The 25,239-nt window shown below is 69.0% G+C and carries 23 protein-coding genes; 16 read left to right on the top strand and 7 right to left on the bottom strand.

Features of this window, described 5'->3' with window-relative positions; translation table 11 throughout:
* Positions 1-13: 13 nt before the first annotated feature.
* From serC to rfaD, 11 genes are all read left to right on the top strand, one after another.
* Positions 14-1,111 carry a 3-phosphoserine/phosphohydroxythreonine transaminase gene (gene serC, locus THIARS_RS14465; RefSeq protein ID WP_094161501.1) on the top strand — a complete coding sequence of 366 codons (1,098 nt, stop codon included), beginning with the start codon at positions 14-16 and terminating at the stop codon, positions 1,109-1,111.
* Between the two features lie 15 nt (positions 1,112-1,126).
* Positions 1,127-2,200 carry a prephenate dehydratase gene (gene pheA / locus THIARS_RS14460; protein ID WP_094161500.1) on the top strand — a complete coding sequence of 358 codons (1,074 nt, stop codon included), beginning with the start codon at positions 1,127-1,129 and terminating at the stop codon, positions 2,198-2,200.
* Positions 2,201-2,240: 40 nt separating this feature from the next.
* The gene (hisC, locus tag THIARS_RS14455; protein ID WP_094161499.1) at positions 2,241-3,368 is read left to right on the top strand and encodes a histidinol-phosphate transaminase; all 1,128 of its coding nucleotides are present in this window, start codon (positions 2,241-2,243) and stop codon (positions 3,366-3,368) included.
* A 3-nt stretch (positions 3,369-3,371) separates the two neighbouring features.
* Positions 3,372-4,298 carry a prephenate dehydrogenase gene (locus THIARS_RS14450; protein WP_094161498.1) on the top strand — a complete coding sequence of 309 codons (927 nt, stop codon included), beginning with the start codon at positions 3,372-3,374 and terminating at the stop codon, positions 4,296-4,298.
* Positions 4,285-6,261 (top strand): bifunctional 3-phosphoshikimate 1-carboxyvinyltransferase/cytidylate kinase, encoded by a 1,977-nt coding sequence (locus THIARS_RS14445; protein WP_094161497.1) that lies wholly within the window; start codon positions 4,285-4,287, stop codon positions 6,259-6,261. The genes THIARS_RS14450 and THIARS_RS14445 overlap by 14 nt, the downstream gene beginning before the upstream one ends.
* A gap of 132 nt (positions 6,262-6,393) precedes the next feature.
* On the top strand, positions 6,394-8,106 hold the full coding sequence (gene rpsA, locus THIARS_RS14440; protein ID WP_094161496.1) for a 30S ribosomal protein S1: 1,713 nt from the start codon (positions 6,394-6,396) through the stop codon (positions 8,104-8,106).
* Between the two features lie 107 nt (positions 8,107-8,213).
* Positions 8,214-8,543, top strand: coding sequence for an integration host factor subunit beta (locus THIARS_RS14435; protein WP_094161495.1), 330 nt, complete (start codon positions 8,214-8,216; stop codon positions 8,541-8,543).
* 170 nt (positions 8,544-8,713) lie between these two features.
* Positions 8,714-9,022: a lipopolysaccharide assembly protein LapA domain-containing protein gene (locus THIARS_RS14430; protein ID WP_094161494.1), complete on the top strand. Its 309-nt coding sequence runs from the start codon at positions 8,714-8,716 to the stop codon at positions 9,020-9,022.
* Positions 9,012-10,184 carry a lipopolysaccharide assembly protein LapB gene (gene lapB / locus THIARS_RS14425; RefSeq protein ID WP_094161493.1) on the top strand — a complete coding sequence of 391 codons (1,173 nt, stop codon included), beginning with the start codon at positions 9,012-9,014 and terminating at the stop codon, positions 10,182-10,184. The genes THIARS_RS14430 and lapB overlap by 11 nt, the downstream gene beginning before the upstream one ends.
* Positions 10,181-11,110 carry a D-glycero-beta-D-manno-heptose-7-phosphate kinase gene (gene rfaE1, locus THIARS_RS14420; RefSeq protein ID WP_094161492.1) on the top strand — a complete coding sequence of 310 codons (930 nt, stop codon included), beginning with the start codon at positions 10,181-10,183 and terminating at the stop codon, positions 11,108-11,110. The genes lapB and rfaE1 overlap by 4 nt, the downstream gene beginning before the upstream one ends.
* Before the next feature lie 8 nt (positions 11,111-11,118).
* On the top strand, positions 11,119-12,126 hold the full coding sequence (rfaD, locus tag THIARS_RS14415) for an ADP-glyceromanno-heptose 6-epimerase (RefSeq protein WP_094161491.1): 1,008 nt from the start codon (positions 11,119-11,121) through the stop codon (positions 12,124-12,126).
* A gap of 19 nt (positions 12,127-12,145) precedes the next feature.
* Here the strand turns inward: rfaD and THIARS_RS14410 are convergent, their stop codons facing one another.
* The 4 genes from THIARS_RS14410 to smc all read right to left on the bottom strand — a co-directional run bounded on the left by THIARS_RS14410 (position 12,146) and on the right by smc (position 20,053).
* Positions 12,146-13,081, bottom strand: a complete 936-nt coding sequence (locus tag THIARS_RS14410; RefSeq protein ID WP_245845933.1) for an ROK family protein — start codon at positions 13,079-13,081, stop codon at positions 12,146-12,148.
* 21 nt (positions 13,082-13,102) lie between these two features.
* Entirely contained in the window at positions 13,103-15,253 is a 2,151-nt protein-coding gene (gene ligA / locus THIARS_RS14405; protein WP_094161489.1) for an NAD-dependent DNA ligase LigA, read from the bottom strand.
* 77 nt (positions 15,254-15,330) lie between these two features.
* Positions 15,331-16,443, bottom strand: coding sequence for a cell division protein ZipA C-terminal FtsZ-binding domain-containing protein (locus tag THIARS_RS14400; RefSeq protein ID WP_094161488.1), 1,113 nt, complete (start codon positions 16,441-16,443; stop codon positions 15,331-15,333).
* A gap of 91 nt (positions 16,444-16,534) precedes the next feature.
* Positions 16,535-20,053: a chromosome segregation protein SMC gene (gene smc / locus THIARS_RS14395; RefSeq protein WP_094161487.1), complete on the bottom strand. Its 3,519-nt coding sequence runs from the start codon at positions 20,051-20,053 to the stop codon at positions 16,535-16,537.
* A gap of 153 nt (positions 20,054-20,206) precedes the next feature.
* Between smc and queF the strand changes: the two genes are divergently transcribed.
* Positions 20,207-20,632: a preQ(1) synthase gene (queF, locus tag THIARS_RS14390; protein ID WP_094161486.1), complete on the top strand. Its 426-nt coding sequence runs from the start codon at positions 20,207-20,209 to the stop codon at positions 20,630-20,632.
* Between the two features lie 61 nt (positions 20,633-20,693).
* Here the strand turns inward: queF and THIARS_RS14385 are convergent, their stop codons facing one another.
* Positions 20,694-21,116: a DUF2784 domain-containing protein gene (locus tag THIARS_RS14385; RefSeq protein WP_094161485.1), complete on the bottom strand. Its 423-nt coding sequence runs from the start codon at positions 21,114-21,116 to the stop codon at positions 20,694-20,696.
* A gap of 317 nt (positions 21,117-21,433) precedes the next feature.
* Here THIARS_RS14385 and THIARS_RS14380 point away from each other — a divergent pair, with 317 nt between their 5' ends.
* Positions 21,434-21,880, top strand: a complete 447-nt coding sequence (locus THIARS_RS14380; protein WP_094161484.1) for an Hsp20/alpha crystallin family protein — start codon at positions 21,434-21,436, stop codon at positions 21,878-21,880.
* Positions 21,881-21,923: 43 nt separating this feature from the next.
* Positions 21,924-22,319 (top strand): Hsp20/alpha crystallin family protein, encoded by a 396-nt coding sequence (locus tag THIARS_RS14375; RefSeq protein ID WP_186436691.1) that lies wholly within the window; start codon positions 21,924-21,926, stop codon positions 22,317-22,319.
* A gap of 60 nt (positions 22,320-22,379) precedes the next feature.
* Here the strand turns inward: THIARS_RS14375 and THIARS_RS14370 are convergent, their stop codons facing one another.
* Positions 22,380-22,850: an HAD family hydrolase gene (locus THIARS_RS14370; RefSeq protein ID WP_094161483.1), complete on the bottom strand. Its 471-nt coding sequence runs from the start codon at positions 22,848-22,850 to the stop codon at positions 22,380-22,382.
* 62 nt (positions 22,851-22,912) lie between these two features.
* Here THIARS_RS14370 and THIARS_RS14365 point away from each other — a divergent pair, with 62 nt between their 5' ends.
* Entirely contained in the window at positions 22,913-23,188 is a 276-nt protein-coding gene (locus THIARS_RS14365) for a DUF255 domain-containing protein (RefSeq protein ID WP_186436690.1), read from the top strand.
* Positions 23,185-24,468 (top strand): FGGY-family carbohydrate kinase, encoded by a 1,284-nt coding sequence (locus THIARS_RS14360; protein ID WP_094161481.1) that lies wholly within the window; start codon positions 23,185-23,187, stop codon positions 24,466-24,468. The genes THIARS_RS14365 and THIARS_RS14360 overlap by 4 nt, the downstream gene beginning before the upstream one ends.
* A 37-nt stretch (positions 24,469-24,505) precedes the next feature.
* Here the strand turns inward: THIARS_RS14360 and THIARS_RS14355 are convergent, their stop codons facing one another.
* Positions 24,506-25,210 (bottom strand): PspA/IM30 family protein, encoded by a 705-nt coding sequence (locus THIARS_RS14355; RefSeq protein ID WP_094161480.1) that lies wholly within the window; start codon positions 25,208-25,210, stop codon positions 24,506-24,508.
* Positions 25,211-25,239: the final 29 nt, after the last annotated feature.

Raw genomic sequence — 25,239 nt, 5'->3', positions numbered from 1 at the left:
CACACCGAGCGCCATGCAGACCCGCCCCTACAACTTCTCGGCCGGGCCGGCGGCCATGCCTGATGACGTGCTGCGACAGGCCGCGGCGGAAATGCTCGACTGGCATGGCAGCGGCATGAGCGTGATGGAAATGAGCCATCGCGGCGTGCATTTCGGGCGCATCATCGAGCAGGCCGAGACCGATCTGCGCGAGCTCCTCGGCGTGCCCGCCGATTATCACGTGCTGTTCATGCAGGGCGGCGCGCTGGCCGAAAACGCCATCGTTCCGCTCAACCTCTCGCGCGCAGCCAAGGCCGACTACGTGGTGACCGGCGCCTGGTCGCAAAAGAGCCAGCTGGAAGCGCGCAAATACTGCGACGTGCACCTGGCCGCGCAGGTCGATGCCTCGCACGGTTACGACCGGATCCCGCCGCTGCACACCTGGCAGCCGCGACCGGATGCCCAATACCTGCACTACTGCGCCAATGAAACCATCGACGGCGTGGAGTTCCACGACGTGCCCGGCCGCTTCGGCCTGCCGCTGGTGGCCGACATGTCGTCCACCATCCTGTCGCGGCCCGTCGACGTGGCCGCCCACACCTGCATCTATGCCGGAGCGCAAAAGAACATCGGCCCTGCCGGCCTGACGCTGGTCATCGTCCATCGCGACGCCGTCGGCCACGCCATCCCCGCCTGCCCGAGCGCCTTCGACTACGCCGTGGCCGCCAGGAACGGCTCGATGTACAACACGCCGCCGACCTACGCCATCTATATCGCCGGGCTGGTCTTCCAGTGGCTCAAGCGCCAGACCGAGGGAAGCCTGCAAGGCATCGCGGCCATCGCCGAGCGCAACCGCAAGAAGGCCGAACTGCTTTATCGATGCATCGACGCCTCGGCCCTGTACTACAACCGCGTAGCGAAACCCGACCGCTCACGCATGAACGTGCCGTTCTTCCTGCGCGACGAAACCCTGAACGAGGCCTTCCTCCAGGGCGCGCAAAGCCGCGGCCTGCTGCAACTCAAGGGCCACAAGTCGGTAGGCGGCATGCGCGCCAGCATCTACAACGCCATGCCCCTGGCCGGCGTGCAGGCGCTGGTGGACTACATGCAAGCCTTTGAACGCGACCATTGACACCGTCTGTTTGCCATGGATGCCGACCTCAAGCCTTTGCGCGCACAAATCGATGCGCTGGACCGCCAATTGCTCGACCTGCTGAACCAACGCGCAAAGCTGGCCCAGCAGATCGGCGAGCACAAGCAACGCCTGGACATGCCGGTGTTCCGCCCCGAACGCGAGCGGGAGGTCATCGCCAAGGTACAGCAGGCCAATACTGGGCCGTTGCACGGCACCGGCATCGCAGCGATCTGGCGCGAGATCATGTCGGCCTGCCGCGCCCTCGAAGCCAGGCAGCAAATCGCTTTCCTCGGGCCGGAAGGAACCTACAGCGAACAGGCGGCGCGCCAATTCTTCGGCTCGAGTTGCGCGTTCCTGCCTTGCGCCGACCTCGATGAGGTCTTTCGCAGCCAGCTCTCGGGGGCCAGCGCGTATGCCGTGGTCGCGATCGAGAACTCGACCGAGGGCGCCGTGGCGCGCACCCTCGACCTCCTGCTTGCGCACCCGGTGCTGATCAGCGGCGAAATCAGTCTCGCCATCCACCACAACCTTCTGCGCAAACGTCCCGGGACCGATGGGATTCGCGCCGTGCTGGCGCATCCGCAGGCGCTGGCGCAGTGCCGGCAATGGCTGGACGCGCACTTGCCGGCGATCGAGCGTCGCGCCGTGGCGAGCAACGCCGAAGGGGCGCGCCTGGCGGCGCAAGACGAAACGCTCGCGGCCATCGCCGGTGAACAAGCCGCCAGCCAATACCTGCTGCACATCGCGGCGGCGCGCATTCAGGATGAGGCGCAGAACCGCACCCGTTTCGTGGTCCTGGGCACGCAGACGCCCCAACCCACCGGACACGACCGCACGAGCTTGATTCTGTCCGTCCCCAACCGCGCCGGCGCGGTGTTTGAAATGCTCAAGCCGCTGGCCGAGCATGGCGTGAGCATGAGCCGGTTCGAGTCCCGCCCGGCCCGCTCCGGCGCCTGGGAATATTTCTATTACATCGACCTCGAAGGCCACCAGGACGATCCTCCGGTGCGCCAGGCGCTCGACGAACTGCGCCGCGCCTGCGCCTTCTTCAAGAATCTCGGCTCCTATCCGATCTGGCAAGAATAAGGTCGCGCCACACACACGACCACGATCCGACCTGCACACCATGACAACAGCCAAAGCCGCAGCGCCCCAGTGGGGAACCGGTTATATCCGCACGATCTCGCCTTATGTGGGAGGTCGCCCGATCGCCGAGGTCGCGCGCGAAATCGGCATGGACGAGTCCCGCATCGTCAAACTCGCATCCAACGAGAACCCCTTGGGCATGTCGCCCGCTGCGCGCAGGGCCGTCATGGACGCCCTGACCGAAACGCCGCGCTATCCGGACAACGACGGCTATGCGCTGCGCCAGGCCCTGGCGGCGCACCTGGGTCTGCCGGCCGACTGGATCGTGCTCGGCCACGGCTCCAGCGACATTCTGGAAATGGCCGCGCGCGCCCTGCTGAGCGAAAGCGATTCCTGCGTCTACTCCCAATACGGCTTCATCGTCTACCAACTCGCGGTCCAGCAAGCCGGCGCCCGGCACATCGTCGTGCCGGCGCGCGACTACGGCCACGATCTGCAGGCCATGGCCGCCGCCATCGAGCCGTCGACGCGGCTGGTGTATCTGGCCAACCCGAACAATCCGACCGGAACCCTGGCTTGCGCCGCGGACATCGCGGCCTTCATGGAGCAGGTTCCGCCCGATGTGGTCGTGATGCTGGACGAGGCCTATGTGGAATACCTCGACCCCGGTCTGCGCACCGACAGCCTCGCGCTGCTGCGCAAGCACCCCAACCTGGTCGTGTCGCGCACCTTCTCCAAGGCCTACGGGCTGGCAGGCCTGCGCATCGGCTATGCCGCGGCGCATCCGGCCCTGGCCGACGTCCTCAACCGCGTGCGATCGGCCTTCAACACCAGCACCGTGGCGCAGGCTGCGGCATTGGCCGCGCTGGGCGATGAGGACTTTCTGCGCCGCGCGGTGGACGTCAACCGCGCCGGAATGGCCCAATTCGTCGCCGCCTTCGATGCCCTCGGCCTGCGCCACCTGCCCTCGCACGGCAATTTCGTGCTGGTGCGCATGGGCGACGACGAGCAGGCGGGGAACCGGATCAACGCCGCGCTGGTCAAGCAAGGCGTGATCGTGCGCCCGGTCGGCAACTACGGCCTCGGCCCCTGGCTGCGCATCTCGGTGGGCACCGAAGCCGAAAACGCGCGCTGCATCGACGCGCTGCGCGCCGCGCTGGCCGCCTGAGGCATGGACACCCTCATCGGCGCCTACGCCGACACCCCGTCGCAACCCCAGTTCAAGCGCCTGGCCGTGCTCGGCGTCGGCCTGCTGGGTGGCTCGTTCGCCCTGGCCGCCAAGCATGCCGGCTTGGCCCAGGAAGTGGTGGGCTACAGCAAATCGCCGTCCACCATCAACGCCGCGAAGGCCGCCGGAGTCATCGACCACGGCGCCGACTCCGCCCTGCACGCGGCCACCGGCGCCGATCTTGTGCTGCTGGCCGTTCCCGTGTCGGCCATCGGCCCTCTGCTCAAGCAAATCCGCATCGGGCTGTCGCAGCACGCGCTGGTGATGGACGTGGGCAGCACCAAGAGCGACGTGGTCGCCGCAGCGCAAGAATGCCTGGGCGAACGCAGCCGCCAGTTCGTGCCCTGCCACCCGATCGCGGGCGGCGAGCACAGCGGCGTGCACTATGCGCGCTCGGCGCTGTTCGACGGCCGTCGGGTGGTCATCACGCCGATGGAGAACAACCCTGACCGCTTCGTCGAGGTCGCCACCCAGATCTGGGAAGCCGTGGGCGCCGTGGTCTCGATCATGGAGCCGAAGGAGCATGACGCCGCTTTCGCCGCCGTCAGCCACCTGCCGCATCTGGTCGCCTTCGCCTATGTCTACGCCATGACGCGCCAACCCAAGGGAAGCGGCTATCTCCAGCTCGCCGGCCCCGGTTTTCGCGACTTCACGCGCATCGCGGCGAGCGACCCGACGATGTGGCGCGACATCTTCCAGGCCAACGGCAGCGAAGTGCTGCAGCAACTGCAACTGTTCAAGCAGGCCATTGCCGGATTCGAGGCGCAGATGCGCCAGGGCAACTGGACCGTCTTGGAATCCCTGATCCGCCAAGCCAGCCAGTCCCGCAAGGACTGGGCTTCACCCTCTCCCGCCGATGACATCGCCTGATTTTCTCGACCTGCCCCCGCTGATCGGCGCGGGCGGTACGGTTCGCCTGCCCGGCTCCAAGAGCATTTCCAACCGCGTGCTGCTGCTGGCTGCCCTGTCGAGCGGCTCCACCCAGGTCACGGGCCTGCTCGACTCGGACGACACCCGCGTGATGCTCGCCGCGCTTCATGCCCTGGGCGTGAAGGTCGAGCAACAGGGCGCCGCCACCCTGGTTCACGGCTGCGGCGGCCGATTCCCCGCCCGCGAGGCCAAGCTGTTCATGGGCAATGCGGGAACCGCGATCCGGCCGCTGACCGCGGCGCTGGCACTGCTGGGCGGCAGCTACGCCCTGGCTGGCGTGCCGCGCATGCACGAGCGCCCGATCGGCGATCTGGTCGATGCCCTGCGCTCCATCGGCTGCGACATCGGCTATGGCGGCCAACCCGGCTTCCCGCCGCTGAACATCGGCGTCGGCACCCTGCGCATCGACGCCCCCATACGCGTGCGCGGCGACGTATCGAGCCAATTTCTCAGCGCACTGCTGTTGGCGCTGCCGCTGGCTGCCGCCGCGCGCGACATCGTCATCGAAGTCGCCGGCACGCTGATTTCCCGGCCCTATGTCGAAATGACGTGCAAGCTGCTCGCCCGCTTCGGCGTGCACATCGAGCACCAGGGCTGGCAGCGCTTCATCATTCCGGCCGGCAGCCGCTTCGTCAGCCCGGGTCGCATCGCCGTCGAAGGCGACGCCTCGTCGGCCTCGTATTTCCTCGCCGCCGGTGTGCTGGGTACCCTGCACGGCCAGGGCCAGGCGGTGCGCGTCGAGGGTGTCGATGCGAACAGCATCCAGGGCGACGTGCAGTTCGCCCGCGTGCTGGAGCAACTGGGCGCGCGGGTCGAATGGGGTGAAGGATTCATCGCCACGCACGGTCTGCGCGAAGGGCGGCAACGTCTGGCCGGGGGGACCATCGACTGCGTCGCCATCCCCGATGCGGCCATGACCCTGGCCATCACCGCGCTGTTTGCCGAAGCGCCGACCACGCTCACCGGCATCGGCAGCTGGCGGGTGAAGGAAACCGACCGCATCGCCGCGATGGCGGCCGAGCTGACCAAGCTCGGCGCGCAGGTGGAGGCCGGTTCCGACTGGCTGCGCGTGCATCCCCTGCCGGCCGAACACTGGCGCAGTGCGGCCATCGCCACCTACGACGACCACCGCATGGCCATGTGCTTCTCCCTGGCCAGCTTCGGCCCGGCCGACATTCGCATCCTCGAACCCGGTTGCGTATCCAAAACGTTTCCGAGCTATTTCCAGGCCTTCGCCGCCGTCGCACGCCCCGTACCCGTCATCGCCATCGACGGCCCCACCGCCTCGGGCAAGGGCACGGTCGCCGCGCATCTGGCCCAGGCGCTGGGCTTCCACTATCTGGACTCTGGCGTGATGTACCGCGCCACGGCCCTGCTCGCGCAGCGTCAGGGCATCGCCCTCGACGACGAAGCCGCGCTGGCGGCTCTGGCGCGCCACCTGCCGATCCGCTGCGAAGGCGGCACGGTGTGGCTGGGGCCGGAAAATGCCAGCGACGCGATCCGCACCGAGGCCGTGGGCCAGGCGGCGTCCACGCTTTCCGCGCTGCCTGCCGTGCGACGCGCCCTGCTTGACCTGCAGCGCAGCCTGCGCCGCGCTCCCGGACTGGTCGCCGACGGCCGCGACATGGGCACCGTGGTGTTTCCGGACGCCCGGCTGAAGGTGTTCTTGACCGCCGATGCGCAGGCCCGTGCCGAGCGTCGGCATAAGCAATTGATTTCTAAAGGCATTTCAACTACACTTACACAAGTTTTGCACGAGCTTGAGCAGCGGGACGCGCGCGACACCCAGCGCAGCGTTGCGGCCCTCAAGCCCGCGCAGGACGCGCTACCCCTCAATACCTCCGCGCTCGACGTCGATCAGACCGTGCATCAGGTGTTGCAGTGGTGGCGACAACGTTCCTGAAGACGCGCCCCTTCGGGGCCGGCGAGTCCGCGCCCAGGCCCAGCCAAAGCGCGGATTTCCGCCCGACGCCGGGCCGTATTCAGGCTGTGCAACCAACCCCGCGGGGTTTCCTGCGGGTCCGAGAGTCTGTCCATGTCCGTCAACCCTAGCGCCAGCACGTCTGGCGAATCCTTCGCCGCCCTTTTCGAAGAGTCGCTCAAGACGCGCGATATGCGCACCGGTGAAGTCATCACCGCGGAAGTCGTCGGCGTCGATCCCAATTTCGTGATCGTCAACGCCGGCCTGAAATCCGACGCCTACATCCCCATTGAAGAATTCAAGAACGACCATGGCGAAGTCGAAGCCAAGGTCGGCGATTTCGTCTCGGTGGCCATCGACGCGCTCGAAAACGGCTACGGCGACACCATGCTGTCGCGCGACAAGGCCAAACGCCTGGCCTCCTGGATGTCCCTGGAAAAAGCGCTTGAATCGGGCGAGTTCGCCCAAGGCACCGTGACCGGCAAGGTCAAGGGCGGCCTGACCGTGATGATCAACGGCATTCGCGCCTTCCTGCCCGGCTCCCTGCTCGACACCCGCCCGGTGAAGGACACCACGCCCTTCGAAGGCAAGACCATGGAGTTCAAGGTCATCAAGCTCGACCGCAAGCGCAACAACGTCGTGCTGTCGCGCCGTGCCGTGGTCGAAGCCAGCCAGGGCGAAGAGCGCGCCAAGCTGCTGGAGAACCTCAAGGAAGGCCAGATCGTCACCGGCGTGGTCAAGAACATCACCGATTACGGCGCGTTCGTCGATCTCGGCGGTATCGACGGCCTGTTGCACATCACCGACCTGGCCTGGCGCCGCGTGCGTCATCCCAGCGAAGTCGTCACCCCCGGCCAGGAAGTCACGGCCAAAGTGCTCAAGTACGACGCCGAGAAGAACCGCGTTTCGCTGGGCCTCAAGCAAATGGGCGACGACCCCTGGGTCGGCGTGGCGCGCCGCTACCCGGCCGGCACCCGCCTGTTCGGCAAGATCACCAACCTCACCGACTACGGCGCCTTCGTCGAGATCGAGCCCGGCATCGAAGGCCTGGTGCACGTCTCCGAAATGGACTGGACCAACAAGAACGTGGCCCCCAGCAAGATCGTCCAACTCGGCGACGAGGTGGAAGTGCAAGTGCTGGAAATCGACGAAGACCGTCGCCGCATCAGCCTGGGCATGAAGCAGTGCCGCCCGAACCCCTGGGACGAGTTCGCCGCCAACCACAAGCGTGGCGACAAGGTCAGCGGCCCGGTCAAGTCCATCACCGACTTCGGCGTGTTCATTGGCCTGCCCGGTGGAATCGACGGCCTGGTCCACATGTCCGACCTGTCCTGGAACGAACCCGGCGAAGCCGCGGTGCGCAACTACAAGAAGGGCCAGGAGGTCGAAGCCCTGGTGCTGGGCATCGACATCGAGCGCGAGCGCATCTCCCTGGGCATCAAGCAGATGGAAGGCGATCCGTTCATGAACTTCGCCGCCATCAACGACAAGGGCAAGGTCGTCGAGGGCACCGTCAAGTCCGTGGACGCCAAGGGCGCCATCATCGACCTGGGCGACGAGATCGAGGGCTATCTGCGCGCCTCCGAAATCTCGCGCGACCGCGTCGAAGACGCGCGCAATCTGCTCAAGGATGGCGACCAGGTTTCGGCCATGGTCATCAACATCGACCGCAAGAATCGCAGCATCCAGCTGTCGATCAAGGCCAAGGACAGCGTGGACCAGCAGGAAGCCATGAACCGCCTGGCCAACGAGCAGCGCGAAGCCACCGGCACCACCAACCTCGGTGCCCTGCTGCGCGCCAAGCTCGACAACCAAAACCAAGAATAAGCAACTCCGCCACGACGCCCGCCGGCCAAAAGCTTGGCGGGCGTTTTTTTCGGTGCGGCTGCGCAAGGCACACCCCCAATTCCCACATTCCCCGCCTCGACTTTCCCATGACCCGTTCCGATCTGGTGGATCAGCTCGCCGAGCGCTTCACCCAACTCACCCACCGCGACGCGGAATTGGCCGTCAAGACCATTCTCGACGCGCTTTCGGAAGCCCTGGAGAACGGTCATCGCGTCGAAATTCGCGGCTTCGGCAGTTTTTCGGTCAGTCATCGCCCGGCCCGCGTCGGCCGCAACCCGCGCTCGGGCGAGCAGGTCATGGTCCCCGAAAAGCGCCTGCCGCACTTCAAACCCGGCAAATCGCTGCGCATGCAGGTCGACCAGAGCCCAGGCTCCGGCGAAAAGGATCTCGCCGTCGAGCCGGCCTCCAAGCCCTGAGCCTCGTCTGCGGCCCTGGCCGCATCGCATTCGCCGTCGTGGACCCGACCGCGGCCGGCGCACAAACCCTCGCCGAGGCCGCTCCGCCAGAGACGCACATTCCAGTCCGGCTTCCCGCCTAAAATGCCGCCTCGCAGCGCCTTTGCCGCGCTGCCTTCATCGACACAACCATGCGCGCCTTCAACTGGTTCGTCCGTCTCATTCTTTTCCTGCTGTTCTTCGGCCTCGCGCTGAACAACCTGGAACCCACGGTGCTGCACCTGCTGTTCGGGACGCAGTGGAAGGCCCCGCTGTTCGTGCTCCTGCTCGCCGCGTTCACCTTGGGCGCGGTGCTTGGCGCCCTGGCCATGCTGCCGGGTTGGATGCGGGCGCGCCGGCAGCGGGCAACCCCGCCCCCGGCCGCCAAGCCTGCCACCGCGCCCAGCGAGCCCGTGCGCACCGCCCCGGCCGTGATCGACGGAACGCCCGATGGAGTTTGAGCTGTGGTGGCTGCTCGCGCTGCCCATCACCTTCGGTCTCGGGTGGCTGGCCTCCAGGCTGGATTTGCGGCAATGGCGGCGTGAGAGCGAACTCAAGCGCGATGCGCCGCTGTCCTATTTTCGCGGCCTGAACTTCCTGCTGAGCGAGCAGCAGGACAAGGCCATCGACGCCTTCATCGAGGCGGTGACGGCCGACCCCAATACCGTGGATCTGCATTTCGCCCTCGGCAATCTGTTTCGCCGGCGCGGGGAATACGAGCGCGCCGTGCGCGTGCACCAGAACCTGCTGGCGCGCGGCGACCTTCCGTCCGCCGAGCGCCAACGTGCCCAGATCGCCCTCGCGCAGGACTTTTTCAAGGCCGGGCTGCTCGATCGCGCCGAGTCGGTCTACACCGCCCTGGCCACCTCGCCCTACCAGTCGGAAGCGCTGGCGGCCCTGCTCCAAATCCACGAGCGCACCAAGGAATGGCCACGGGCCATCGACATCGCCGGCCAGCTCGAGCGTCTGGGCGCCGGCAGCTACGGGCGCCAGATCGCGCACTACTGGTGCGAAGTCGCCATGCAGTGCCAGCAAAGCCATGACCTGACCGGCGCCCTGGACGCGCTCGACAAGGCTGTGCGCGTGCATCCGCAGGCCGTGCGCCCCTGGCAGCTGCGCGCCGGCATCGCCCAGCAACAGGGCGATGCCGCCCAGGCGCTGGAGCACTTGCGCCACATCGCGCAGATCCAGCCGGATTTCACCGCGCTGGCGGCGCTGGACATGGCGCGGCTCTTCCGCGAGACGGGTCAGGCGCAGGCCGGACGCGACTGGCTGCTCGCAAAGTTGCAGGACTACCCGGCCATCGACCTGCTCGACGCCGTCCTGCAGCTCGAGGCCGACGCCAGCGAGCGCTACCACCTCGCCCTGACCTATCTGCAGACCCACAAGAGCCTGCTGGCCGCGCGCCGCGTGCTCGACCAGACCAGCACCGCGCTGTCGCCCGAGCCCGCCCGGCTGGCTCTCGCCCAGGCGCTCGATGGCGCGCTGAAGAATCGCCAGCGCTACCGCTGCGCCGCCTGCGGCTTCGAGGCGCGCAACTACACCTGGCATTGCCCTGCCTGCCAAGGCTGGGAGACCTACCCCCCCCGCCGCACCGAAGAACTTCAATTGCTTGCCGTATGAACGTCGATCAACTCGCCAAGGCCCGCGTGCTCGTCGTGGGCGATGTCATGCTCGACCGCTACTGGTTCAGCGCGGTCGAGCGCATCTCGCCCGAGGCGCCGGTGCCGGTGGCGCTGGTGCAGCGCGAGGAGGACCGCATGGGCGGCGCTGCCAACGTCGCCCTGAACGCCGCCGCGCTCGGGGCGCAGACCACGCTGCTGTCGGTGGTCGGCTCGGACGACGCCGGCCGCCGTCTGGCGCATCTCGTCACCGACTCCCCCATCCGCAGCGCCATGCGCCAGGTCGTGGGGATGCAAACCACGATGAAGCTGCGCGTGGTCTCGCGCCAGCAGCAGCTCATCCGCATGGACTTCGAGTCCAAGCCCGACCACGAGGTGCTGCTCGACCTGATGGACCGCTATGCGCAGGAGCTGGACCTGCACGACGTGGTGCTGCTGTCCGACTACGGCAAGGGCGGCCTCACCCACGTGACCCGCATGCTCGAGCTGGCGCGCCTGCGCGGCATGCCGGTGCTGGTCGACCCCAAGGGCCGCGACTACTCCCGCTACCGCGGCGCCACGCTCATCACTCCCAACCGCGCCGAGTTCACCCTCGCCGCAGGCGACTGGAGCGGCGAGGCCGAACTGCGCCAGCGCGCCGACGCGCTGCGCGCCAGCCTCGACCTGCAAGCCGTGCTCGTGACCCGCGCCGAGGACGGCATGAGCCTGTTCACCGCGGGCGAGCCGCTGCACGTGAAGGCCGAGGCCAAGGAGGTGTTCGATGTCTCCGGCGCGGGCGACACCGTCATCGCCACCCTGGCCGTGATGCTCGGCGCAGGCAGCAGTCTGGCCGATGCCGTGCGCGTCGCCAACCGCGCCGCCGGCATCGTCGTCGGCAAGCTGGGCACGGCGAGCGTGACGCCTGCCGAACTCTGGCCACAGACCTGAACACCACCATGCACCCACGCATCGTCGTCACCGGCGCCGCCGGCTTCATCGGCAGCAATCTCGTGCGCGGCCTGAACGCGCGCGGCATCACCGACATCATCGCGGTCGACAACCTCACCCAGGCCGACAAATTCCACAACCTGGTCGATCTGCGCATCAGCGACTATGTCGACAAGACCGCGTTCTACGAGGCCTTCGCCCGCGGCCAGTTCGGCCATGTCGACGCCGTGTTCCACGAAGGCGCCTGCTCCGACACCATGGAGCACGACGGCCGCTACATGCTGGACAACAACTACGTCGCCAGCAAACGTCTGCTCGACACCTGCCTGGCGCAGGGCATCCGCCTGCTCTACGCCTCCAGCGCCGCCACCTATGGCGGCTCGGCAAGCTTCGTCGAGCAACCCCGGTTCGAGCGCCCGCTCAACGTCTACGGCTATTCCAAGCTCTTGTTCGATCAGGTCGTACGGCGCCATCTGCCGGCAGCGGACAGCCAGATCGCGGGGTTTCGCTACTTCAACGTCTACGGCCCCGGTGAACAGCACAAGGGCCGCATGGCCTCGGTCGCCTTCCACCACTTCAACCAGTACCGCGCCGAAGGCAAGGTGAGGCTGTTCGGCGCCTACGGCGGCTACGGCCCGGGGGAGCAGATGCGCGACTTCGTCTGGATCGACGACGTGGTGGCGGTCAATCTCTGGTTCTTCGACCACCCCGCGCACAGCGGCGTGTTCAACCTCGGCAGCGGGCGCGCACAGCCTTTCAACGACGTGGCCCATGGCGTGATCAATGCGCTGCGGGCGTCGCACGGGCTCGACGGCCTGAGCCTGGAGCAGATGGTGGCCGATCGCCTGATCGAGTACATCGACTTCCCCGCCGCCCTGGTCGGCAAATACCAATGCTTCACCGAAGCCGATCTGCAGAACCTGCGCGCGACAGGCTGCGACCACGCGTTCGCCGACGTGGCCACGGGCGTAAGCGCCTATGTGCAACGCCTGCTGCAGCCCGCGGCCGGCCATTGAACGCGACCTGCCGCCGCGCTCAACCCTGCCATAACCAGGCCGCCCCGCGCACGCCCGATGAATCGCCGTGCGCGGCGCCGCACAAGCGGGTCTGCACGCTGTCCGAGAACACCCAGGCGCCCCAGCGCCGCGGCACCTCGTCGTAGAGTTCGCGCACATTGCTCATCCCGCCCCCGAGCACGATCACCTCGGGATCGAGCAGGTTGACCACATGCGCCAGGCCCCGGGCCAGGCGGTCGCAGTAGCGGATGAAACTGGCGCGCGCCGCCGCGTCGCCCGCGCGCATCGCCGCGACGACGTCCTGGGCCGCGATGCGCCGCCCGGTATGCGCGGCATGATCCGCGGCGAATCCGGGTCCGCTGAGCCAGGTCTCGAGGCAACCCTGCCGGCCGCACCAGCACAGCGGGCCGGGCGCCTCGCGCCACGCGACTGAAGCACGCTGCCAGGGCAGCGGATTGTGACCCCACTCGCCGGCCACGGCGTTGCGGCCGAGCCAGTCCTTGCCGTCGATGGCGATGCCGGCGCCCACGCCGGTGCCGAGAATCACGCCGAACACCACCCGCGCCCCCGCCCCCGCGCCGTCCACCGCCTCGCTTACCGCCAGGCAATTGGCGTCGTTGTGGACGCGAACCGGCCGGCCGAGCCGGCGTTCCAGATCGGCATGCAGCGGCATGCCGTTGAGCACGGTGGAATTGGCATTGCGGATCAATCCGCTGACGGGCGACGCCGAGCCGGGAATGCCCACGCCCAGCGGCAGGCGTGCAGAACCCTCGGCCCGCCCTAGCCGCGCCTCGGCGCGGCGCACCAGTTCGGCGATGGCCTCCAGGGTGGCCGCGTAGTCGCCGCGCGGCGTGGGCAGGCGCTCGCGCAACAGGAAGCGGCCCTGCGCGTCGAGCGCGGCGATTTCGATCTTCGTGCCGCCGAGATCGACGCCGAGCAGGATGTCCGAAGCCACGCCCCGCACCATCCGACCGGCCTATGCGCCTGCCAGCAAGGCCAGCAAGCCGGCCTCGTCGAGCACGCGCACGCCGAGTTCGCGCGCCTTGTCCAGCTTGCTGCCGGGCTCGGCGCCGGCCACGACGTAGTCGGTCTTTTTCGACACCGAGCCCGTCACCTTGCCCCCCGCCGCCTCGATGCGTGCGCGGGCCTGGTCGCGGCTCATCTCGGGCAGGGTGCCGGTGAGCACGAAGGTCTTGCCGGCCAGGGGCCGCGCCGAAGCCGGGCCAACCTCCAGGTCATCCCAGCGGATGCCGGCCTCGAGCAGACGTTCGATCACGCGCTGGTTGTGCGGCTCGCTGCCGAAGCGGGTGATGCGCTCGGCGACTTCCGGCCCCACGTCGGGAACCTGCTGCAGCGCCTGCCCTTGCAGGCGGCGCGCGCGCGCTGCCTTGGTGGCGTCGCCTTGCACCGCGAGCGCGTCGGCGTAGGCGTCGATCGCGTCGCGCAAGGCGGCGAGACTGCCGAAGTGCCGGGCCAGCGCGGCGGCCGTCGCCTCGCCGACCTCCGGGATGCCGAGCGCGAACAAAAAGCGGGACAGCGTGGTCTTGCGGCTCCTGGCGAGTTCGGCGACGAGGTTCTCGGCGGATTTCGGGCCCATCCGTTCCAGCCCGGCGAGCTGCTCGACCGTCAAGGCGTAGAGGTCGGCGATATCCGCGACCAGGCCGCGCTCCACCAGCTGTTCGACGAGCTTGTCGCCCAGCCCCTCGATGTTCATCGCGCGGCGCGAGGCGAAATGCCTGATGGCCTCCTTGCGCTGCGCGGCGCAGTACAGCCCTGCGGTGCAGCGCCAGTCCGCCTCGCCCTCCTCGCGCGCGATGGCCGAGCCGCACACCGGGCAGCGGCCGCCCAGGCGCTTGTAGAGATCGAACGGCGGGCCGGCATCGGCCGGTCGGGCGTCGGTCACGACGCCGACCACTTCCGGAATCACGTCGCCGGCGCGCCGCACGATGACGGTGTCGCCCACCCGCACATCCTTGCGGCGCACCTCGCCCTCGTTGTGCAGGGTGGCGTTGGTGACGGTGACGCCGCCGACGAACACCGGCTCGAGCTTGGCCACCGGGGTGAGCTTGCCGGTGCGCCCGACCTGCACGTCGATGGCCAGGACGCGCGTCTTGCGCTCCTGCGCCGGGTATTTGTGCGCCACCGCCCAGACCGGCTCGCGGTTGCGAAAACCCAAGCGAGCCTGCAGCGCCAGGCTGTCCACCTTGTAGACCACGCCGTCGATGTCGAACGGGAGCGCGTCGCGCTCGGCGGCGATGCGGGCGTGAAATGCGACCAGGGTCTGCGCCCCCGGTCCGTGGGTGCGCTGCGCCGCCACCGGCAGGCCGAGCGCCGCCAGCGCATCGAGCATGGCGTGGTGGGTGTCGGGCTGCTCGGGCCAGTCCTGGATCTCGCCCCAGCCATAGGCGTAGAACGACAGCGGGCGCTGCGCGGCGATGGCCGGATCGAGCTGGCGCACGCTGCCCGCCGCGCCGTTGCGCGGGTTGACCAGGGTGGGCAGATCGCGCGCGCGCTGCCGGGCGTTGTAACGCTCGAAGTCGGCCCGTTTCATGATGACCTCGCCGCGCACCTCCAGCACCGCGGGCGGCCTGGGCGCGGTCAACCGCAGCGGCAGGCTGCGGATGGTGCGGATGTTCTGGGTGACGTCCTCGCCCGTCTCGCCGTCGCCGCGCGTGGCGGCCTGCACCAGCACGCCATGCTCGTAGCGCAGGTTGATGGCCAGGCCGTCGAATTTGAGTTCGGCCGCGTAATGCACCGGCGGATCGCCCGGCCCCAGACCCAGCTTGTTGCGCACCCGGGTGTCGAACGCCTGCGCCCCGGCCGGCGTGGTGTCGGTCTCGGTCTGGATCGACAGCATGGGAACCTTGTGGCGCACCGCGGCGAATTCCGGCAGCGGCGCCCCGCCCACGCGCTGCGTGGGCGAGTCGGGCGTGCGCAGTTCGGGATGCTCGCGCTCCAGCGCCTGCAATTCGTGGAACAGCGCGTCGTAGTCGGCGTCGGGAATCAGCGGTGCATCGAGCACGTAGTAGGCATGGTCGTGGCGGGCCAGCTCGGCGCGCAGCCACGCCATGCGGGACGCGGCATCGGTTCGCTGCGCCGCTGGCTTGGAATCTTCGGAATCGGACATCTGGCCTTGCAAGGTTTCGGGGTGCCGCGGCGCAGCGGTAAGGCGCGGCGGCACGAGGCCGGCGCGCCGACGCTCGCCTAGCTGAACAGCCGTTGCGTGGTGCTCGAGCCCGCCGGCAGGCCGCGCGCCTCCAGCGCCAGGTAGAGCTGCTGCAGCTGCTGCTCGATCTGGTCCAGCGCCGCGTGCGACAGCGGAGCGCCGTTGTCGTCCACCTGCTTGGCGTCGAGGGCCTGCTCGAGCCGGCGGGCGGCCTCGCGCATGCGTGCGAAGGGTTGCAGCGCCTGCGGCACCTGCGGCACGTCGAGCAGCAGGGTCGCCCGGCTCACCGGCATCTCGGGGTTATCGGCCAGATCGGCCTGGGTGTCGTAATGCAGCTGCACCAGTGGAATCGGGCGGCCAGGCTCGCCGGGCGCGCCATCCCCGGCCTCGCTGGCGGAGCCGGACGCTGCCTCCACCAGCGCCAGCCTGCCGGCGGCGAGCATGGTGTCGAACCCGGCGGCACGCGCCTGCCGGCGCAGATAGTCGACGCCCCAGGCCACGCCCTGCGCCTGCAGGTTGATGGACAGCTGGGCGTCGTTGGCGGCGGCGAAACTGTCCAGGTCGCGCGCCTGCTCGAGGACGTCGGCCATGTCGGGCACGTCCGGCGCGGCGCCCAGGGCCTCGCCCAGCGCATGGCACTTGGTCACGAACTCGGAGTATTCGATGGCATTGAGGGCGCCGCTGCGGCTGACCAGCTGCACGGCGGCCTGCAACTCCGCATAGCGCTCGCCGGGCTGCATGCCCTCCCACAGGCCTGTGCGTGCATTGCGCCCTTCGAACAGCATGGGCTTGGTGCCGGCGCGCGCCGCGCGCGGCAGGCGCTGCAGCAGGCTCTCGCCGGGCACGGGGTGGTCGAACAGAAAACTGACGATCGCATCGATCAGCGGGTCGATGCGCGGAGCCGGTGGACGCAGCCGCGCCGGTTCCGCGGCGTCGAGGCCGGGTTCGACGCGCGCAGGCGCATCCTCGAATTCGGGCTCGCGCTGGCGGTTCTGCCGGAAGTCGCCGGAGTCGCCTTCGGCCGCCGCCGCAGCGCCTTCCTGGCGCGGATGGCGACGACGCAATTGCCAGGACTGCCAGAGGTTGAATGCGGCCACGGCGACGATGATCAGCGCCCCCACCACCAGCAAGGCCTGCTGCAATTGACCCATCGGATTTCGTCCTCGTTCGTGTTCGTTGGTGATCCGGCGCGGCGTCGGGACAAGGCTTCGAGCCGTGCGTCCGCCAACCCGGAGCGCGTCATCAGGCCGCCGCTTCGGCCAGGCGTGCCGCGGTATCCATGTCCACCGCGACGATGCGTGACACGCCCTGCTCCTGCATGGTCACGCCCACCAGCTGCTCGGCCATTTCCATCGCAATCTTATTGTGCGAGATGAACAGGAACTGCGTGGCGCCGGACATGGCCTTGACCAGCGAGGCGTAACGCTCGGTGTTGGCGTCGTCCAGCGGCGCGTCCACCTCGTCGAGCAGGCAAAACGGCGCCGGGTTGAGGTGGAAGATGCCGAACACCAGGGCGATGGCGGTGAGCGCCTTCTCGCCGCCCGACAGCAGGTGAATGGTGCTGTTGCGCTTGCCCGGCGGCTGCGCCATGACCTGCACGCCGGCGTCGAGGATTTCGTCGCCGGTCATGATCAGCCTGGCCGCGCCGCCACCGAACAATTGCGGGAACATGCGGCCGAAATGCCCGTTGACCTGCTCGAAGGTCTGGCGCAGCTGCTCGCGCGTCTCGGCGTCGATCTTGCGGATGGCGTCTTCCAGCGTGGCGGAGGCCTGCTCCAGGTCGGCGAGCTGGGCGTCGAGAAATGCCTTCCGCTCGCGCGCCTGCCCCAGCTCGTCCAGCGCGGCCAGGTTCACCGCGCCCAGCGCCGCGATCTCGCGCTGCAGGCGCTGGGTGTCGCGGTTGAGCTGGTCCGGCTGGGCGCCCGTGGGCAGGCGCGCGGCGAGCTGCTCCACGTCCACCCCGGCCTCGGCCAGCATCTGACGGAACTGCTCGCCCTGCAGCCTGGCCTCCTGTTCCTCCAGCTGGCGGGCGGTGATGGCCGCGCGCAGCGGCTCGGCGTCGCGCTCCAGGCGCAGGCGGGTTTCCTCCAGTGCGCGCAACCGGGCGGCAACCTCGTCGTGCTCGGCGCGACGCGCGGCGAGCCGCTCCTGGGCGGCCTCCTGCGCCGCCAATGCATCCTGCAAACCGGCGCGCGCGGTCTGATCGCTCAGCCGCCCCAGTTCCTCGCCCGCCGCCTGCAGCCGCGTGGCCAGCTCGGCCATCTGCTGCTGCGCGGTGTCGGCCATGCGCTGCGCATCCGTCTGGCGCTGCTGCAGGCTGCGGATGGCATAGGCCGCCTCGGCCTGCTGCTGCTCCAGCGCGCGCAGCCGGGCGCGGGCGTCGCCCAGTTGGGCCTGCTCGCGCAGGGCCAGGCTGTCGAGATCGGCCTGGTCCTGCTGGAGTTGTGCGAGTTCCATGTCGAGCTGCTCGAAACGCGCCTCGCACTCGGCCTGCGCGGCGGCCAGTTCCTCGCCTTGCGCGCCCAGCTCGGCCAGATCGGTGTCGAGGCGCCCGGCGCGCGCCGCTGACTCCTGGTCCTGCTGCTGCAGCTTGAGCCACTCCACCTGCACGCCATGGAATTGCTGGGTCAAGGCCTGCAGGCGGCGGCCCTCTGCCGCGGCCTGTTCCTGGGTCTGGGTCCACAGGGCCTCGGCCTGCAAGGCGCCGTTGCGCGCGTCGTCCGCCAGCAATTGCTGGGCCTTGGCCTGGCGCTCCAGGTTCTCGATCTCCTGCTGCCGCGCCAGCATGCCGGCCTGCTCGCTGTCGGCGGCGTAGAGGCTGACGCTATGGCGCGCGACGGCATGCCCCTCGCGCGTGACCAGCATCGTCCCCACTGGTAGCTCGCCGCGGCGCTGCATGGCCTGGGCGAGGGAATCGGCGGTGAACACACCGGCCAGCCAGTCGTCCAGCACGGCGCGCAGGCCGGGGTCCACATGCCGCAGCAGCGCGGCCAGCGGCTGCTGGCCCGGCACTGCGGGCAGCGGCACGGCGGCCTGTGGCGCGGCGTAGAACGTCAGCTTGGCCGGCGGCGGGTCGGCGGCAAACCCCGCCATGGCGTCCAGGGCGCGCACTTCCAGCGCGGCCAGGCGCTCGCGCAGGGCCGCTTCCAGCGCGCTTTCCCAGCCGGGTTCGACATGAATGCGGGTCCACAGCCGTGCCAGGCTGTCCAGCCCATGCCGCGCCAGCCAGGGCTGGATGCGGCCTTCGGTCATCACCTTGTCCTGCAGCGCCTTGAGCGCGTGCAGGCGCGCCGTGGTGGAGGCCAGATCCGACGCGGCCTGCTGCGCCTCGGCCTGGCGCTGCTGGCGCGCGTCCTGCAACTCGGGAAGCTGCTCCTGCAGCGCGTGCAGCCGGGCCTGGGCCTCGTCGCGCTCGGCGCCGAGGCGGGCTTGCTGCTGCTGCAGGTCAGCCAGGCGCGCGCCGTCAGGCCGCTGCACCGCCCGGCGCTCGGCCTGCAGACGCTGGATGCGCTGCTCGATCTGCTGCGCCTGCTGGCCCAGGGTGCGCTGGCGCTCGGCCTCGCCGTGCAGGCGCTGCTGGGCGGCCGCCGCGCGCGCGCGTTGCTCGGCAGCCTGCATCTGGGCATCGTTCAGGCGTGCTTCGAGCGCCGGAATCTGCTCGGCCTGCTCGATCACGCGTGCCTCGGCCTCGGCTTGCAGCAACTCGGACTCGGCCATCTCGGCGACGGCCGCCTCGGCGTCGCGCACGGCGTCCTGCCGGCGCGCCAGCCACTGCGCCTGCTGGGCCTGCAATTCGCCTTGGCTGCGCAGGGCGCGGTCGCGCGCCTCGACCACGAACCGGATTTCCGCCTCCAGGCGCGCCACCTGGGCCTGCGCCGCGTACAACTCGGCCTGCGCGGCGTTGAGCGCGTCGCTCGCCGCGTACTGGGCCTGGCGCAGGGTCTCCAACTCGGCCTCGGCGGCGCGCAACTGCGCGGTCTGCGCCTCCAGCGCATTCACGGCCTGCGCGGCATCCGAGGCGATGCGCGCCTGGCGCGCCTGCGCCTCCTGCAGGCGCAGCAGCCACAGGCCATGCTGGCTGCTTTCCAACTGCTCCTGCAACTGGCGATACTGTTGGGCCACGGCCGCCTGCTGCTCCAGCTTGTCGAGCTGGCCGTTGAGTTCGCGCAGGATGTCGTTCACCCGCAGCAGGTTCTCGCGGGTGCCGTGCAAGCGATTCTCGGTTTCGCGCCGGCGCTCCTTGTACTTGGACACCCCGGCCGCTTCCTCGAGCAGCACGCGCAATTCCTCCGGGCGCGATTCGATGATGCGCGAGATCGTGCCCTGGCCGATGATGGCGTAGGCGCGGGGCCCCAAGCCCGTGCCGAGGAAGATGTCCTGCACGTCGCGTCGCCGCACGACCTGGCCGTTGATGAAATAGCTCGAGGTGCCGTCGCGCGTGAGCACGCGCTTGACCGCGATCTCGGTGTACTGCCCGAAACTGCCCGTGATGCGGTGATCGCTGTTGTCGAACACCAGTTCCACGCTGCAGCGTCCGGCCGGCTTGCGCGTGGCGCTGCCGCTGAAGATCACGTCCTGCATGGACTCGCCGCGCAGTTCCGAAGCCTTCGACTCGCCCAGCACCCAGCGCACGGCGTCGATGATGTTGGATTTGCCGCAGCCGTTGGGGCCGACCACGCCCACGCGCTGGCCCGGCAGCTGAAAGGCCACGAGGTCGGCAAAGGACTTGAATCCGGCAAGCTTGATCCAGGACAGGCGCACTTGAGTAAGTTATTGATTCAGAAAGAAAAATAGCCGTTTTTTCGGCTTGCTTCGGATGATAGCACCCGCCTGCGGGCCAAGCCCCCGGCCACGCCCCGGCGCAGGCGCCCGGATAATTCCCGTCTTTCCCCGCAGCATGCACACCCGACGACCATGAGCACCCAGCCCAGCAAGACCTTGCAGACCTTCCCGAACCCCGCACCGGAGCGCGACTATCACATCCACATGCAGGTGCCCGAGTTCACCTGTCTGTGCCCGCTCACCGGCCAGCCCGATTTCGCGCGCATCGTGCTGGACATCATTCCCGACAAGAAGTGCGTCGAGCTCAAGAGCCTCAAGCTCTACATGTGGAGCTACCGCAACGAGGGCGCCTTCCACGAAAAGGTGACCAACACCATTCTGGACGACCTGGTCAAGGCGCTGTCACCCCGCTTCGCGCGCGTCACGGCCCAGTGGTATGTGCGCGGCGGCATCTACACCAATGTCGTGGTCGAGCACCACAAGCGCGGCTGGAAACCCAAGCCCCGTGTCGACCTCGGCCAGTTCGATCCGGCCCAGCCGGCGGCGATGGGCGGGTGACGCCTCGCCGCGCGGACAAGACCGGCACGCCCGCGCCTGCCGTGCGGGCCGCAAGGCGCGCTCATCGCGGCGCCGGCTTGTTTCGCCGCGGCGGCACCCAGTGCCACAAGGCCAGCACATAGAGCCAGACCAGCACGTAGAGCGCGGTGAAAAACGCCATGGGCAGATTCCAGAACATCAGCCGGTCGACCCAGGTTTGAATCAAGGGAGCGGTGTAGCCCCGGCGCCCGGCGGCCGCCATGAGGTCGCTCTGCCACACCGTCAGAAAGCAGGCGCGGCCCCAGACGGCCTGGATCGCCACCAGGCTCAAGGCCGCGAGATGCGCAACCCGCCATCCCGGTAGCCGCACCCAGGCCCAGCCCCGCCAAGCGCCCAGGGGAATGAGCACCAAGCCGAACACATTGAAGGCGATGACCACGAGATGCAGTCCCAGGATGATCTGGGCGAGGTGCAGGGCCAGGCTGGGGGACAGGGATGAGGCCATGGCGTCAATTCTGCCCCCGCGCCGGCGGCGTGTGCGCACCGGGCCTTGCGCAGGCGCCGCGCTTCGGGCAGGTGCCGGGGCGTCCCGATTTCGACGGGTTCGGGGCCAAACGGATGTGCGGCCAGGCCTTGAATTCCAGTCCACGGCGCACAGATAAAGGCCGAACGGCAAGCCCCCTCGCCGTGTGCGGGGATGTCGCAGGGGTTCGTCAGAAAAAGCAAGGCAGGCCCGCTGCGATGCCAGGTTTGCCGGAACTGTCGTGTCGAACCCGGCCGTTTGGCGCGAGCCACGGCCACCTGGAACAAGGAGCATGCATCATGGTTGCAACCCTGCTGAGAACCCCGGCGAGTTGGTTCGCCGACCTGGATCGCCTCCAGCGCGAGGTGGAGCGCGCCTTCGGCGGCTTCGGCCTGCCGGTGAGCATTCGGGCCGCGGGAGGTGCCGCGTTTCCCGCCATCAACATCGGCTCCACGCCGACGGCGGTGGAGGTCTACGCCTTCGCCCCCGGACTGGACGCCGCGAAGCTGGAGGTGACGGTGGACAACAACCTGCTCACCCTGGCGGGCGAGCGCAAGATCGACGCGCCGGACGCCAAGAGCACGGTGTACGCCGAAGAACGCTTCAACGGCAGCTTCCGCCGCGTCGTCAGCCTGCCCGAGGACGTGGACCCGAACCAGGTCGAGGCGCATTACAAGGACGGCGTGCTGCATGTGCGCATCGGGCGCCGCGAATCGGTGCAGCCGCGCCGCATCACCGTGAACTGATTCATGCCGCGCACAGCGGCTCAGCCTTATGGAGATCGACACCATGAACACCGAAGTCGTGCAACGCCGGCAAGGCGAAACCCAAGTCCAGAACCCCGGCCGCCAGGCCCAGCCCATGGCGCCGGCGGTGGACATCATCGAGGATGCCGATGGCATCACCCTGCGCGCCGACATGCCCGGCGTGCCGCGCGAAGCCCTGCACGTGCAGGTGGAGGGCGACACCCTCACCCTGCGCGGCGAGGTCGCCATCGCACTGCCGGAAGGACTCGATCCGTTCTACGCCGAAATGCGCAGCGCGAGCTGGGAACGCAGTTTCACGCTGTCGCGCGAACTGGACGCCGACCACGTCGACGCCAACCTGAAGGACGGCGTGCTGACCCTGCGCATCCCGAAGGCGGAACACGCCAAGCCGCGCAAGGTGGACGTGAAGCTGGCTTGACCGAAGCGATGCCGCTGCAGCCGGCGCGGCGCTTGGCGCCCAGCGGCGAAAGCGCTGCCGTCAGGCCCGCAAGGTCGCCAGCAGACGCTTGGGATGGAGCAGCAGGTCGAGCGCGTCGGTGATCGAGCGGGCCAGCACGTCGGCCGCCGCCAGGGCCTGGGCGGCGCAACCCTCCTCGCCCAGCACGGCAATGCCCAGGGCGGCGCTGTGGAGCATGCGTGCGTCGTTGCGCCCGTTGCCGATGGCGGCCACGCCGGCCGCGCCCAGCGCCAGAACGTAGTCGCGCTTGAGGCGCGCCTGCTCGGCATGCGGCAGCACGAACAGCTTGCAGTCCACGCCGTGCAGTTGCGCCCCGGCCGTGCCATTGGTGTCGCCGCTCACCACATGCAGGGTCATGTCCGCGGCGAGCGCGGCAAGCCGCTCGGCCACGCCAGGCAGCAGCAAACCGTCGACGGCCAGGGTGCCGTTGAAATCCAGCACCAGGTGGTCCAGGTGCAGGGTGCCGAAATCGGGAATCTCGCAGGTGCGCATCGTGTCGACGACTCATGGAAAACCTGCGGAGTTTAGGTGCACGGACCATCCATAATCCGCGGATGGCATTTCCCCCGATCCGGCCGATTCCCCTGCGCAGGCACGAAGCCTGGCGTCATCGCCACGGCTTGCGCGGCGGCGCGCGCTTGTTTGCGCGCGTTCCCGCCGCAGCCCTGGCAGCGGCCCCGCTGCGCGCGGCGCCCGCCTTGGTCGCGGCTTCGGCGACTTCCCCCGACGCGGCGATCTTCGTCACCGTGGGGTTCTACGCCTGCTTCTGGTGCCACGAGATGGGCCGCGCGGTGTTCAGCGATCCGGGCGTCGCCGCGCCCATGCCATGAAAGCCGGCGCCGCCCTCGGGCTGGACTTCGGCACCAGCGGTGCGCGCGCCTGCGTCATCGACCACACCGAGCAGGTGCTGTTCGAGGCCCAGGTGGATTTCCCCCGCCCTCGCGAGCAGAGCCCGCATGACTGGGCCGACGCGCTCGACACCCTGCTCGGCGCCCTGCCTGCGGATCTGCGTTCCAGGCTGGCCTTCTGCGCCGTGGACGCCACCTCGGGCACCGTGCTGCTGACGGATGCCGGCCTGCGACCAGTCGGCCCCGCGCTGGCGTATTTCGATGCCCGCGCCCATGCCCTGGCGCTGGAACTCGAGCGCAGCCTGCCGCGTCCGCTGCAACTGGACGCGCTGGCCCGGCTGCTGTGGCTGTGGCGCGAGCACGGCGGCCCGCGCGTGGTCCACGCCATGCACCAGGCGGACTGGATCACCGCCCGGCTGCTCGGCCGCGCCCCGCCCACGGACTGGCACAACGCGCTCAAAACCGGCGCCGACGCCGCCTCGGCGAGCTGGCCCGACGCGGTGCGCGCCCTGCCCCCCGGCGCCTTGCTGCCGGCGATCGTCGCCCCCGGAACCGAGCTCGGCCGCGTCGGCCGCGCGGCCGCGCGGCGCTTCGACCTGCCGCCGGCGCTCGTGCTGCGCGCCGGCACCACGGACGGCAACGCCGGTTTCATCGCCACCGGCGCCACCCGCCCCGGCCAGGCCGTCACCACCCTGGGCAGCACGCTCAGCCTCAAGCTGCTATCGTCCACCCGCGTGGACGCGCCCGAGTACGGCGTGTATTCGCACCGTTTCGGTCCGCTGTGGCTGGCCAGCGGCGCGAGCAATGCCGGCGGCGCCGTGCTGCGCCAGCTGTTCACCGACGCGCGACTGCAGGAGCTGAGCAGCCGCATCGACGCCGAAACCGACAGCCCGCTCGACCTCTACCCGCTGCCCGCCCCCGGCGAACGCTTTCCCGTACGCGACCCGCTGCTGCTGCCGCGCCTGCAGCCGCGCCCCGCCGACGATGCCGCCTACCTGCACGGCCTGCTGCAGGCGCTTGCCGGCATCGAGGCCGCCGGCTACCGCAAGCTCGCCGAACTCGGCGCCACGCCAGCTGCCGCGGTTTTCACCACGGGTGGCGGCGCCCGCAACCCGGCATGGACCCGGCTGCGCGAGCGCGCACTCGGCCTGCCCGTCCACCTCGTTCCACACACCCAGGCCGCCTTCGGCGCGGCGCGGCTGGCGTTGCGGGGAACGCGGCTGCTGCCATCGCCTGACCCTGGCGCTTTCCACGGCGACTGAACTTCAGACCCGGGCGGCAAATCGCAGGCCCAGGCTCTTATTTGGGGGCCGCGATCTCGGCCTTGAGTCTCGCCAGATCGGCATCGACGCCGGTGGTGCTGCGCAGCTTGTCGAGCTCCTTTTCGGTACTGTCGCGCGCGTCCAGCGGGTCGCTGAGGATGCCGGCCTCGGCCATGCCTTCCATCGCCTCGGCCTTGGACTGCATTTGGGCCGTTTTGTCCTGCGCGCGACGCATGGCGTCGCCTGCATCGGCGAGGCCCGTGCCGAGGCCGGAGAGCGATTCGGACACGCCGACTTCGGCTGCAGCCGCGGCCATCTGGGTTTTCATCACCTCTTTCTGGGTACGGAATTGCTCGATGTGATCCTGCAGTTTGGTCTCGTAAGCGGTGAGTTTTTCCGCCTGTGTCGCAATGCTGTCGTGCGCCTGTTGCAGCGCGGCGATTTTCTGCTGCGCGGTCTGCTTCTCAGTCAGCGCGGCACGCGCCAGATCTTCGCGCTGGGCCTGCAACGCCATGCGGGCATCGGCCTCGGCCTTGTCGCTGTCGCGCTTGGCCGCAGCCATCTGGTTTTCCAGCGAGATGCGCTCGGTGATCACGTCGGCCAGCTGGCGCTTGGTGTCCTGCAACGTGGTGATCATTTTTTCGTAAGACAGGTCCAGGGTCTGCGCCGGATCGTCGGCGCGGTTGAGGAAGGTGTTGACCCTGGCTTCCAGGATTTCGGCGGCGTGCTTGAACATGGACATGGTGATTTCTCCTGAGCGGTTGAACGGGC

The organism is Thiomonas delicata (assembly GCF_900088825.1).
Taxonomy (GTDB): Bacteria; Pseudomonadota; Gammaproteobacteria; order Burkholderiales; family Burkholderiaceae_C; genus Thiomonas_A; species Thiomonas_A delicata.
Note: the sequence above shows the minus strand (reverse complement) of the source record. Positions and strands in the feature narration are given on the sequence as shown.